Source organism: Klebsiella sp. CN_Kp066 (assembly GCF_040065135.1).
In the GTDB taxonomy this organism is placed as follows: Bacteria; Pseudomonadota; Gammaproteobacteria; order Enterobacterales; family Enterobacteriaceae; genus Klebsiella; species Klebsiella oxytoca.
In genome coordinates, this window is sequence record NZ_JBEAIU010000048.1 from 1 (window position 1) to 11,913 (window position 11,913).

General features: G+C 56.1%; 10 protein-coding genes. 8 read left to right on the plus strand and 2 right to left on the minus strand.

The features are described from left to right. The first annotated feature begins 340 nt into the window (after nt 1–340). Nucleotides 341–1,072: an arginine ABC transporter substrate-binding protein gene (locus ABLV75_RS19105; RefSeq protein WP_024273616.1), complete on the plus strand. Its 732-nt coding sequence runs from the start codon at nt 341–343 to the stop codon at nt 1,070–1,072. 41 nt (nt 1,073–1,113) lie between these two features. Here the strand turns inward: ABLV75_RS19105 and orn are convergent, their stop codons facing one another. Continuing rightward, a complete protein-coding gene (gene orn / locus ABLV75_RS19110; RefSeq protein ID WP_004097954.1) occupies nt 1,114–1,659 on the minus strand; it encodes an oligoribonuclease in 546 nt (181 codons plus the stop codon). 94 nt (nt 1,660–1,753) lie between these two features. Here orn and rsgA point away from each other — a divergent pair, with 94 nt between their 5' ends. The 3 genes from rsgA (at nt 1,754) to mscM (ending at nt 7,223) form a co-directional block, all read left to right on the plus strand. Beyond that, the gene (gene rsgA / locus ABLV75_RS19115; RefSeq protein ID WP_004109167.1) at nt 1,754–2,815 is read left to right on the plus strand and encodes a small ribosomal subunit biogenesis GTPase RsgA; all 1,062 of its coding nucleotides are present in this window, start codon (nt 1,754–1,756) and stop codon (nt 2,813–2,815) included. A 95-nt stretch (nt 2,816–2,910) separates the two neighbouring features. Then, nucleotides 2,911–3,873, plus strand: coding sequence for an archaetidylserine decarboxylase (gene asd / locus ABLV75_RS19120; protein WP_004117363.1), 963 nt, complete (start codon nt 2,911–2,913; stop codon nt 3,871–3,873). A gap of 23 nt (nt 3,874–3,896) precedes the next feature. After that, nucleotides 3,897–7,223 carry a miniconductance mechanosensitive channel MscM gene (gene mscM / locus ABLV75_RS19125; RefSeq protein WP_004109171.1) on the plus strand — a complete coding sequence of 1,109 codons (3,327 nt, stop codon included), beginning with the start codon at nt 3,897–3,899 and terminating at the stop codon, nt 7,221–7,223. Between the two features lie 119 nt (nt 7,224–7,342). Here mscM and epmA read toward each other — a convergent pair whose 3' ends face one another. Further along, entirely contained in the window at nt 7,343–8,320 is a 978-nt protein-coding gene (gene epmA, locus ABLV75_RS19130) for an elongation factor P--(R)-beta-lysine ligase (protein WP_004109173.1), read from the minus strand. A 275-nt stretch (nt 8,321–8,595) separates the two neighbouring features. Here epmA and frdA point away from each other — a divergent pair, with 275 nt between their 5' ends. Genes frdA through frdD form a run of 4 tightly spaced genes read left to right on the plus strand, consistent with a single transcriptional unit; the run spans nt 8,596 to nt 11,889 of the window. Further along, nucleotides 8,596–10,386: a fumarate reductase (quinol) flavoprotein subunit gene (frdA, locus tag ABLV75_RS19135; RefSeq protein ID WP_024273614.1), complete on the plus strand. Its 1,791-nt coding sequence runs from the start codon at nt 8,596–8,598 to the stop codon at nt 10,384–10,386. Beyond that, nucleotides 10,379–11,113 carry a succinate dehydrogenase/fumarate reductase iron-sulfur subunit gene (locus ABLV75_RS19140; protein ID WP_004109180.1) on the plus strand — a complete coding sequence of 245 codons (735 nt, stop codon included), beginning with the start codon at nt 10,379–10,381 and terminating at the stop codon, nt 11,111–11,113. The genes frdA and ABLV75_RS19140 overlap by 8 nt, the downstream gene beginning before the upstream one ends. A 10-nt stretch (nt 11,114–11,123) precedes the next feature. After that, nucleotides 11,124–11,519, plus strand: a complete 396-nt coding sequence (frdC, locus tag ABLV75_RS19145; protein ID WP_004117355.1) for a fumarate reductase subunit FrdC — start codon at nt 11,124–11,126, stop codon at nt 11,517–11,519. 10 nt (nt 11,520–11,529) lie between these two features. Continuing rightward, nucleotides 11,530–11,889 (plus strand): fumarate reductase subunit FrdD, encoded by a 360-nt coding sequence (gene frdD / locus ABLV75_RS19150; protein WP_004109192.1) that lies wholly within the window; start codon nt 11,530–11,532, stop codon nt 11,887–11,889. Nucleotides 11,890–11,913 lie beyond the last annotated feature (24 nt).

The following is an 11,913-nucleotide window of genomic DNA, read 5'->3' on the forward strand; positions in this document are numbered from 1 at the left end:
ACTCGCGACCCCGACCTTGGCAAGGTCGTGCTCTACCAACTGAGCTATTCCCGCAAACTTCTGGCCATATTTCTATGGCGTCGTGATTTGCATTTCTGCTTCGTCACGGGAGGCGCATTATACGAGAATTCGATTTACCTGCAACCCCCCTGAAAGCAATTTTTTTCGTTTTTGATTTAAGTGACCACTTTATCGCCACATTCAGGCCTGTTTTGTCTAAATAAGCAGCAAATGCGGCAAAATGACTTTTTCCGGGCTCGCTAAAGGCGCAAAATCACTCAAGTTTACAGGCGGATATCGCCCGCTGACGGTCAACAACGATGATAACCAGGGAAATAAAATGAAAAAAGCGCTTACCGTCCTGCTGCTGGCTACGCTTGCCACAGGAACAGCATCGGCAACAACGCTACATTTTGGAACAACGACGGCCAACCCGCCGTTTGAAACCGTCAGTGGCAAAAACCAACCCACGGGTTTTGATATCGATTTGGCCAACGCGTTGTGCAAGCAGATGCAGGTCGAATGCAAATTTACTCCCCAGGGCTTCGATACTCTCATCCCGGCACTGCGCTTTAAGAAATTCGACGCCGTGATTGCCGGTATTGAAGTGATTCCAATGCGAGAAAAGCAGGTTGCATTCAGCCATCCCTATCGCCAGGAGCTCTCCGGTGCAATAGTCACAGCGAAAGACGCTGCCCATACCTTTGCCGATCTCAAAGATAAAAAACTCGGCGTCGTAAAGGGCACCATTCATCAGCACTACCTGCGTGATAAACAAAAAGCCGTGCACGTGCTGCCTTATGACAGCGATGAAAGCGCCCTGAACGCGCTGAAAGAAGGTGTGATTAGCGGAGTGATGGGCGATCAGGAGACCTTAACGAAATGGCTCGAGGATAATCCCGAATACGCGATTATGGACGAGCGCGCCACGGATCCCAGCTACTACGGTAAGCAGTACGCCATTGCGGTGCGTAAAGATGATCCTGAACTGCTGAATAATATCAATGCCGCTCTGGATGTCGTCAAAGCCTCGCCGGAATTCCAGGCGATGGAACAGAAGTGGTTTAAATAGTCAGACGTACTACCGGGGCGCTTCTGGCCCCGGCATAAGCATTAGAGCTTGATGAAGTGCTCGCGGTAGTAAGCCAGTTCCGCTACCGATTCGCGAATATCATCCATCGCCTGATGCGTTCCTTGTTTTTTAAAGCCGTCGAGAATTTCCGGCTTCCAGCGACGAGCCAGCTCTTTAAGCGTACTGACGTCAAGGTAGCGATAGTGGAAATAGGCTTCCAGCTCAGGCATATATTTAAACAAGAATCGGCGATCCTGGCCGATGCTATTGCCGCAGATCGGTGACTTACCCGCCGGCACCCACTTTTTGAGAAATTCGATAGTCGCCAGTTCTGCCTCACGATCGCCCTGGGTACTCGCCTTCACCCGCTCCACCAGTCCGCTACCGGTATGGGTACGCACGTTCCACTCATCCATTAATGCCAGCTGCGCGTCTGACTGATGCACGGCAATCGTCGGCCCTTCCGCCAGAATGTTCAGATTCGCGTCAGTCACCAGGGTGGCGATTTCGATGATGCGATCGCGCTCCGGATCCAGCCCCGTCATTTCAAGATCGATCCAAATCAGGTTGTTTTCATCTGCACTCATGTTATTTTCCACCCTTCTTACGTCACTATATTCATCTAAAATAGCGTGTATCATAGAGGTTTTGCCCGTACAGGGCGACCAGGAGCCAGTTCGATTGAGTAAAAATAAACTCTCCAAAGGCCAACAGCGCCGCGTGAAGGCCAACCACCAGCGCCGCCTGAAAACGACTTCGGAGAAGGCCGATTTTGATGACAACCTGTTCGGTGAAAAATCCGAAGGGACCGTTATTAGCCGCTTTGGCATGCATGCCGATGTCGAATCCGCCGACGGTAGCGTCCACCGTTGCAATATACGCCGCACTATCCGTTCGCTGGTCACCGGCGATCGTGTGGTCTGGCGGCCAGGCAAAAGCGAAGCTGACGGCGTCAACGTCAAAGGCATCGTCGAGGCCGTGCATGAACGGACCTCCGTACTGACGCGCCCGGATTTCTATGACGGCGTCAAACCTATCGCCGCCAATATCAATCAGATTGTCATCGTTTCCGCCATCTTGCCTGAGCTTTCTCCGAATATTATCGACCGCTATCTGGTGGCCTGCGAAACGCTGAACGTCGAGCCGCTGATCGTGCTCAATAAGATCGATCTCCTGGATCAGGAGAGCATGGACTTCGTCAACGAGCAAATGGACATTTATCGCCATATTGGTTACCGCGTACTGATGGTCTCCAGCCGCACGCAGGATGGCCTGAAGCCGCTTGAAGAGGCGCTTACCGATCGTATCAGTATCTTTGCCGGGCAGTCTGGGGTAGGCAAATCCAGCCTGCTGAACGCGCTGCTGGGCCTGCAGGATGACCAAATCCTTACCAATGACGTTTCGGATGTCTCCGGACTGGGACAGCACACCACTACGGCCGCGCGCCTGTACCACTTCCCGCACGGCGGCGATGTGATTGACTCGCCGGGGGTACGCGAGTTCGGCCTGTGGCATCTCGACGCGGAACAAATCACCCACGGCTTTGTCGAATTCCATGATTATTTAGGCCGATGCAAATACCGCGACTGCAAACACGATACCGATCCGGGCTGCGCCATTCGCGAAGCGGTGGAGAAGGGCGAAATCGCTGAAAGCCGGTTTGAAAACTACCATCGCATTCTGGAAAGCATGGCGCAGGTGCAGGTAAAAACGCGTAAAAGCTTTTCATCAACCGATGACTGACATTTAAGCTGAGCATCGTTAGAATCGTCCCCCTTTTTCAGGCCCCCGCCGACGCGCGGGGGTCAGGAACGACAAATAATGGCCTGGAGGCTACCTTGTTAAACGATCTTAAACTTTCACTGCAATACATTCTGCCTAAACTGTGGCTCACCCGCCTCGCAGGCTGGGGTGCACGCAAGCGGGCAGGCTGGCTGACAAAACTGGTCATCGATCTGTTCGTGAAATATTACAAGGTCGATATGAAAGAGGCGCAAAAGCCTGATACTGCCAGCTACCGGACCTTTAACGACTTTTTTGTTCGCCCGCTGCGCGATGACGTTCGTCCATTAAATACTGACCCGAACGTTCTGGTGATGCCCGCCGATGGCGTCATCAGCCAGCTCGGCGCTATTGAAGACGATAAAATTTTGCAGGCCAAAGGCCACAACTACAGTCTGGAAGCGCTGCTGGCCGGCAACTACCAGATGGCGGATCTGTTCCGAAACGGCAGCTTTGTCACTACCTATCTTTCCCCGCGCGATTACCACCGCGTGCACATGCCGTGCAACGGTATTCTGCGCGAAATGATCTACGTACCGGGAGATCTGTTCTCCGTAAATCATCTGACCGCGCAAAACGTGCCGAATCTGTTTGCCCGCAACGAGCGCGTCATCTGCCTGTTCGATACTGAGTTTGGCCCCATGGCGCAGATCCTGGTCGGCGCCACCATCGTCGGCAGCATCGAAACCGTGTGGTCCGGTACCGTCACGCCGCCGCGTGAAGGTATCATTAAGCGCTGGACCTGGCCTGCGGGCGAGAGCGAAGGTTCCGTCGCCCTGCTTAAAGGCCAGGAGATGGGCCGCTTTAAGCTGGGTTCCACGGTGATTAACCTGTTTGCTCCGGGTCAGGTGAAGCTGGTTGAGCAGTTACAAAGCCTGTCGGTAACCAAAATAGGCCAGCCGTTGGCGATCGCGCCTGAAGCCGTGACGCCGGTCGAGCCCGCTCCGCTGGCAGCCGAAGAAGTCCGCGCTGAACACGCCGCCAGTCCGCTGGTTGACGATAAACAAGACGAAGGTTAATTCCTGAAAGAAAAGGTTACGCCGTGCGCCTGATATACACTTTCCTGTTGGCCTGGTGCCTCAGTTTCGGGGCGTACGCAGCGACAGCCCCGGATGCTAAACAGATAGCCCAGGAGCTGGAACAGGCGAAGGCGGCAAAGCCCGCCCAGCCTGAAACCGTCGAAGTCCTGCAGTCTGCCCTGAATGCGCTTGAGGAGCGTAATGCCTCCCTTGAGCGCGCCCGTCAGTATCAGGACGTTATTGATAACTTCCCCAAACTGTCGCAAACCCTGCGCGCGCAGCTCAACAATCTCAGCGATGAGCCGCGCCAGGTCTCCACTACCCTCTCCTCCGATGCCCTGAACCAGGAGATTCTCCAGGTCAGCAGCCAACTGCTGGAAGCCAGTCGTAAAGCTCAGCAGGAGCAGGACCGCGCCCGCGATATCGCCGACTCGCTCAACCAGCTGCCGCAGCAACAGAGCGATGCCCGCCGCCAGCTGAATGAGGTCGAGCGCCGGATCGGCGCGCAAAGCAGCAATACGCCGCTGGCGCAGGCGCAAAATCTTGGTTTACAGGCGGAGTCCGCGCGGCTGAAAGCGCTGGTCGATGAACTGGATCTGGCGCAGCTTTCCGCCAATAACCGCCAGGAGCTATCACGGTTGCGATCCGAGCTGGCGCAGAAAGAGAGTGAGCAGCTCGACGCCTGGCTACAGGCATTAAGAAATCAGCTCAATAACCAACGGCAGCGCGAGGCGGAGAAAGCGCTGGAAAGCACCGAGCTGCTGGCGGAAAACAGCGAAAACCTGCCGCCGGATATCGTGGCGCAGTTCAAAGTGAACCGCGAGCTGTCGCAAGCGCTAAACCAGCAGGCGCAGCGGATGGATTTGATCGCCTCTCAGCAGCGCCAGGCGACCAATCAAACCCTGCAGGTGCGTCAGGCTTTAAACACGCTCCGCGAGCAGTCCCAATGGTTAGGTTCTTCCAATCTGCTTGGCGAAGCCCTGCGCGCGCAGGTGGCGCGTCTGCCGGAAATCCCGCGACCGCAGCAGCTGGATACCGAAATGGCGCAGCTGCGCGTGCAGCGCCTGCGTTATGAGGATCAGCTCGGCAAGCAGCCGCAGCTAAGACAAATTCGTCAGGCCAACGGTGAACCCCTCACCAGCGAGCAGAACCGCATTCTTCAGGCTCAGATGCGCACGCAGACAGAGCTGCTCAACTCCCTGCTGCGCGGCGGCGATACGCTTATGCTCGAACTAACCAAGCTGAAAGTCGCCAACGGCCAGCTGGAGGATGCGCTCAAAGAGATCAACGAAGCGACCCACCGCTATCTGTTCTGGACCTCCGACGTCAGCCCAATCGGCTTCTCCTGGCCACTGGAGATTGTTCAGGATTTACGCCGTCTGATCTCGCTCGATACCATGAGCCAGCTCGGTAAGGCCAGCATGATGATGCTGACCAGCAAAGAGACCCTGCTGCCGCTCTTCGTCGCGCTCATTCTGGTAGGGTTCAGCGTCAGCTCGCGGCGCCATTTCACCAGCTTCCTGGAGCGTTCCAGCGCGCGCGTCGGCAAGGTTACGCAGGATCACTTCTGGCTCACCCTGCGAACGGTGTTCTGGTCTATACTGGTGGCCTCGCCGCTGCCGGTACTGTGGATGACGCTGGGCTACGGTCTGCAGTCTGCCTGGCCTTTCCCGCTGGCCGTGGCGATTGGCGATAGCGTCACCGCAACGGTGCCGCTGCTGTGGGTGGTAATGATTTGCGCCACTTTTGCCCGCCCGAACGGTCTGTTCATCGCCCACTTTGGCTGGCCGCGCAGTCGGGTTAGCAAGGCGATGCGCTACTATCTGATGAGCATCGGGCTCATTGTGCCGCTTATTATGGCGCTGATTACTTTTGATAATCTCAACGATCGCGAGTTCTCCGCCTCGCTGGGTCGCCTCTGCTTTATGCTGATTTGCGGCGCGCTGGCGATGGTGACCCTGAGCCTGAAACGCGCCGGCATCCCGCTGTATCTCGATAAAGAAGGCAGCGGCGACAATATGCTTAACCGGCTGCTGTGGAATATGCTGCTCGGCGCGCCGCTGGTGGCAATGCTGGCGGCGGCAATCGGCTATCTCGCTACATCGCAGGCGCTGCTCGCCAGGCTCGAAACGTCGGTCGCCATCTGGTTCCTGCTGCTGGTGGTTTATCACATCATTCGCCGCTGGATGTTGATTCAGCGCCGTCGCCTGGCGTTCGATCGCGCTAAGCACCGTCGGGCGGAGATCCTTGCCCAGCGCGCGCGTGGCGAAGAGGACGTCCAGCATACCAGCAGCCCGGAAGGTTCAATGGAAGCCGAGGTCAGCGAGGTCGATCTGGATGCTATCAGTACCCAGTCCCTGCGTCTGGTGCGCTCCCTGCTGATGCTGATCGCGCTGGTGTCGGTTATCGTGCTATGGTCAGAAATCCACTCCGCATTTGGCTTCCTGGAGAATATCTCGCTGTGGGACGTGACCTCCACGGTGCAGGGCGTTGAGAGCCTGGAGCCGATCACCCTCGGCGCGGTGCTGATTGCTATTCTGGTGCTGATTATTACCACCCAGCTGGTGCGCAACCTGCCCGCTCTGCTGGAACTGGCCATCCTCCAGCACCTGGAACTGACGCCGGGCACCGGCTACGCCATCACCACCATCACCAAGTATCTGCTGATGCTGATTGGTGGTCTGGTCGGTTTCTCGATGATTGGGATTGAGTGGTCGAAACTGCAGTGGCTTATTGCCGCGCTCGGTGTAGGTCTCGGTTTTGGTTTGCAGGAGATCTTCGCCAACTTCATCTCCGGCCTGATTATTCTGTTTGAAAAACCGATACGCATTGGCGATACGGTCACCATTCGCGATCTCACCGGTAGCGTGACGCGCATTAATACCCGCGCCACCACCATCAGCGACTGGGACCGTAAAGAGATTATCGTGCCGAACAAGGCGTTCATCACCGAACAGTTCATCAACTGGTCGTTGTCGGATTCTGTAACCCGCGTGGTGTTAACGGTGCCTGCCCCGGTGGATGCCAATACCGAAGAGGTGGCGCAGATCCTGCTAAATGCCGCGCACCGCTGTTCGTTGGTTATCGATACCCCGGCGCCGGAAGCGTTTCTTGTTGACCTGCAGCAGGGGATCCAGATTTTCGAGCTGCGTATCTACGCCGCCGAAATGGGTCACCGTATGCCGCTACGCCATGAGATGCATCAGCTGATTCTGGCCGGATTCCGCGAGCACGGTATCGATATGCCGTTCCCGCCGTTCCAGATGCGCCTGGAGAGTATCGATGGCAGAAAAAGCAGCAGGGCGCTGACCTCGGCAGGGAAAACCAGTCGCGCGCCCGGCAGTCTGTAATATCGGCCTTGCCTGAACGCGGGCAAGGCCAGAACTGTCGCACTCCCGGACAATCAACCATACCGCCGCACATCGGCGGTCATCCCGGTCAATATCCCGCGGGAAAGCGGAAAGAAAGATCAGGCGCGGTCGACGGTAAACGAGATAACGTCGCCGATGCTTTCTGCGCCCAGCGCCAGCATCACCACCCGGTCAACGCCCAGCGCTACGCCGGAACAATCCGGCAGCCCGGCTTCCAGAGCGGCCAGCAGATGATGATCGATTGGCTGCTGCGGCAGTCCGCGAGCCGCACGCTTGCGGTTATCCTGCTCAAAACGCTGCCGCTGTTCTCGGGCGTCGGTGAGCTCATGAAAACCATTAGCCAGCTCAAGGCCTTTGTAATAGACCTCGAAACGTTCCGCTACGCGATGATCTTCGGTGCTGATTTGCGCCAGTGACGCCTGGCTGGCCGGGAAATGATAGATAAACGTCGGACGATCCTTACCAATATGCGGCTCGACGCCCATGACAAAAAGTAGCTGAAGCAGCGTGTCCCGATCCTCTTCCGTATCGGCAATATTGCTCAAATCGAGCTTAGCCGCCACTTCGCGCAGCTGCATTTTATCTGCCGACAGCGGGTCGATTTCCAGATGACGCAGGAAGGCTTGCTGATAAGAGAGGCTTTCGGCCGGCTGGCAGTCGAGTACCTGCTGTAGCAGATCGTCTACTTCGTTGATTAGCCGGTACATGTCATAGCACGGACGATACCACTCCAGCATGGTGAATTCCGGATTATGGTGGCGCCCCATCTCTTCATTGCGGAAGCTACGGCATAGCTGAAAAACCGGGCCGCAACCGGCCGCCAGCAGGCGCTTCATGTGATACTCCGGGCTGGTCATCAGATACAGATTCAGCCCCTGAGAATGACCCGGTCCTACGAAACGCGTTTCAAACGGGACCATATGGATATCCGTCACCGTCGCCTGACTCATGCAGGGCGTCTCCACCTCCAGCACGCCGCGGTCGGTAAAGAAACGACGAATTTCCGCCATCACCGCTGCACGTTTTAACAGGTTTGGAATGGATGCGCTCGGCTGCCAGGTTGCCGTTTCGCTCATGGTACTTTCTCCGATTTGAAACAAGGGCCCGAAGTCTACTCGTAACTGGCGAATGAAACAAATTTTGTGCGAAAAGGCAAAAGCGTCACATACACTTAATTTATTGATAACCCAAAAACATACAGTGGATAGATAAACAACCGCACATAACGATAAAAAAATCGAACACGTCAATTTTCCCTCATAACCCTGCGGCTATACTCCTTACCTATAAAGGAGCAGTGATACGTTTTCGCCAGCCCGGCGGCGAAATAAACAAAAACTGGAGGAATGTCGTGCAAACTTTTCAAGCCGATCTTGCCGTTATTGGCGCAGGCGGAGCAGGTCTTCGTGCTGCAATTGCCGCCGCGCAAGCTAATCCAAATGCTAAAATCGCTCTAATTTCAAAAGTCTATCCTATGCGCAGCCATACCGTTGCTGCTGAAGGGGGTTCCGCTGCCGTCGCGCAGGATCATGATAGCTTTGAGTACCATTTCCACGATACTGTTGCAGGCGGCGACTGGCTATGCGAACAGGATGTCGTCGACTACTTCGTTCATCACTGCCCGACGGAAATGACCCAGCTTGAGCAGTGGGGTTGTCCGTGGAGCCGCCGCCCTGACGGCAGCGTCAACGTCCGGCGCTTCGGCGGTATGAAGATCGAGCGAACCTGGTTCGCAGCCGATAAAACCGGCTTTCATATGCTTCACACCCTGTTCCAGACCTCGCTTCAGTTCCCCCAAATCCAACGCTTCGACGAACACTTTGTCCTCGATATCCTGGTCGATGAAGGTCAGGCGCGCGGTCTGGTCGCGATGAATATGATGGAGGGTACGCTGGTACAGATCCGCGCCAACGCGGTAGTTCTGGCGACCGGCGGCGCAGGACGCGTATATCGCTACAATACCAACGGCGGGATCGTCACCGGCGATGGTATGGGTATGGCGCTCAGCCACGGCGTACCGCTGCGCGATATGGAGTTCGTGCAATATCACCCAACCGGCCTGCCGGGTTCCGGTATTCTGATGACGGAAGGCTGCCGCGGTGAAGGCGGTATTCTGGTCAACAAGAATGGCTACCGCTATCTGCAGGATTACGGCATGGGCCCGGAAACTCCGCTGGGCGAGCCAAAAAACAAATATATGGAGCTGGGTCCGCGCGACAAAGTCTCCCAGGCTTTCTGGCACGAATGGCGTAAAGGCAACACGATCCCAACGCCGCGAGGCGACGTGGTCTACCTCGATCTGCGTCATTTGGGCGAGAAAAAGCTGCTTGAACGTCTGCCGTTTATCTGTGAACTCTCAAAAGCCTACGTGGGCGTCGATCCGGTGAAAGATCCCATTCCGGTACGTCCAACCGCGCACTACACCATGGGCGGTATCGAAACCGACCAGCAGTGTGAAACCCGTATTAAAGGGCTGTTTGCCGTTGGCGAATGCTCTTCTGTCGGTTTGCACGGCGCTAACCGTCTCGGCTCCAACTCGCTGGCGGAGCTGGTGGTGTTTGGTCGTCTGGCCGGCGAACAGGCCATGCAGCGCGCCACCGAAGCGGGCGAAGCCAATAGCGCCGCGCTGGACGCGCAGGTCGTCGATATCGAGAAGCGCCTGAAGGACCTGGTGAATCAGGAAGGTAACGAAAGCTGGGCGAAGATCCGTGATGAAATGGGTCTGTCGATGGAAGAAGGCTGCGGCATCTACCGTACGCCGGAGCTCATGCAGAAAACGGTTGATAAGCTGGCCGAGCTGCAGGAGCGCTTCAAGCGCGTGCGTATCACCGACACCTCCAGCGTGTTCAATACCGACCTGCTGTATACCATCGAACTGGGTCATGGTCTGAACGTCGCCGAATGTATGGCGCATTCCGCCATCGCGCGTAAAGAGTCCCGCGGCGCGCATCAGCGTCTGGATGAAGGCTGCACCGAGCGTGACGACGTCAACTTCCTCAAGCATACCCTCGCCTTCCGCGACGCCAACGGTAATACCACTCTGGAGTACAGTGATGTGAAAATCACCACTCTGCCGCCGGCAAAACGCGTGTACGGGGCGGAAGCGGAAGCAGCCGAGAAGAAGGAGACGACGAATGGCTGAGATGAAAAACATGAAAGTCGAAGTGGTGCGCTATAACCCGGAAGTGGATATCGCACCGCACAGCGCTTTCTATGAAGTTCCCTACGACGAGCAAACCTCGCTGCTGGATGCGCTGGGCTATATCAAAGATAACCTCGCGCCGGATCTTAGCTACCGCTGGTCCTGCCGCATGGCGATTTGCGGTTCCTGCGGCATGATGGTGAACAAAGTACCAAAGCTGGCCTGTAAAACCTTCCTGCGCGAATACACCAAAGGCATTAAGGTTGAAGCGCTGGCTAACTTCCCGATTGAACGCGATCTGGTGGTCGATATGACCCACTTTATTGAAAGTCTGGAAGCCATTAAGCCGTACATCATCGGCAACCCGCGCACGCCCGATCAGGGACCAAACAAGCAAACGCCGGCGCAGATGGCGAAATACCATCAGTTCTCCGGCTGCATTAACTGCGGCCTGTGCTACGCGGCCTGCCCGCAGTTTGGTCTTAATCCGGAGTTTATCGGCCCGGCGGCGATCACCCTCGCCCATCGCTATAACGAAGACAGCCGCGACCACGGTAAAAAGGAACGTATGGCGCAGCTTAACGGCCAGAATGGCGTATGGACATGTACTTTCGTGGGCTACTGCTCCGAAGTCTGCCCGAAACACGTCGACCCGGCGGCCGCGATCCAGCAGGGTAAGGTAGAAAGCTCGAAAGACTTTCTTATCGCCACCCTGAAACCACGCTAAGGAGTGCAGTATGACGACTAAACGCAAACCCTACGTGCGGCCGATGCCGTCCACCTGGTGGAAAAAGCTGCCGTTTTATCGCTTCTATATGCTGCGTGAAGGAACAGCGGTCCCCACGGTCTGGTTCAGTATCGTGCTGATCTACGGGCTATTCGCGCTGAAGCACGGTGCTGAGAGCTGGGCCGGGTATATCGGTTTTCTGCAAAATCCGATTGTCGTGATTCTGAACCTGATCACGCTTGCGGCCGCGCTGCTGCATACCAAGACCTGGTTTGAGCTGGCACCGAAAGCTGCCAATATTATCCTCAAAGGCGAAAAAATGGGGCCAGAGCCAGTGATTAAAGGGCTTTGGATCGTCACCGCGGTCGTCACCGTAGTGATTCTGTTTGTCGCCCTGTTCTGGTAAGGAGGCTGGAATGATCAATCCTAAACCAAAACGTTCTGATGAGCCCGTATTCTGGGGGCTGTTTGGCGCTGGCGGCATGTGGGGAGCAATTGTCGCTCCTGTCATCGTACTGCTGGTAGGTATTATGCTGCCGCTGGGCCTTGCGCCCGCAGATGCCTTCAGCTACGAACGCGTGCTGGGCTTTGCCCACAGCTTCATTGGCCGTGCGTTTATTTTTCTGATGATTGTGCTGCCGCTATGGTGCGGACTTCATCGTATTCACCATGCGATGCACGATTTAAAAATTCATGTACCCAACGGTAAGTGGGTCTTCTACGGCCTCGCGGCGATTCTGACCGTCGTCACGCTGGTCGGAATATTGTTCATCTAAACCGCTGCTTTAACCTCGACTGCG

What these genes read in the sequence shown, in the direction of transcription:
- ABLV75_RS19105 (WP_024273616.1), top strand. Translation starts at nt 341, where the DNA reads ATGAAAAAAGCGCTTACCGTCCTGCTGCTGGCTACGCTTGCCACAGGA.
- orn (WP_004097954.1), bottom strand. Translation starts at nt 1,659, where the DNA reads ATGAGTGCAGATGAAAACAACCTGATTTGGATCGATCTTGAAATGACG.
- epmA (WP_004109173.1), bottom strand. Translation starts at nt 8,320, where the DNA reads ATGAGCGAAACGGCAACCTGGCAGCCGAGCGCATCCATTCCAAACCTG.
- frdC (WP_004117355.1), top strand. Translation starts at nt 11,124, where the DNA reads ATGACGACTAAACGCAAACCCTACGTGCGGCCGATGCCGTCCACCTGG.
- frdD (WP_004109192.1), top strand. Translation starts at nt 11,530, where the DNA reads ATGATCAATCCTAAACCAAAACGTTCTGATGAGCCCGTATTCTGGGGG.
- ABLV75_RS19140 (WP_004109180.1), top strand. Translation starts at nt 10,379, where the DNA reads ATGGCTGAGATGAAAAACATGAAAGTCGAAGTGGTGCGCTATAACCCG.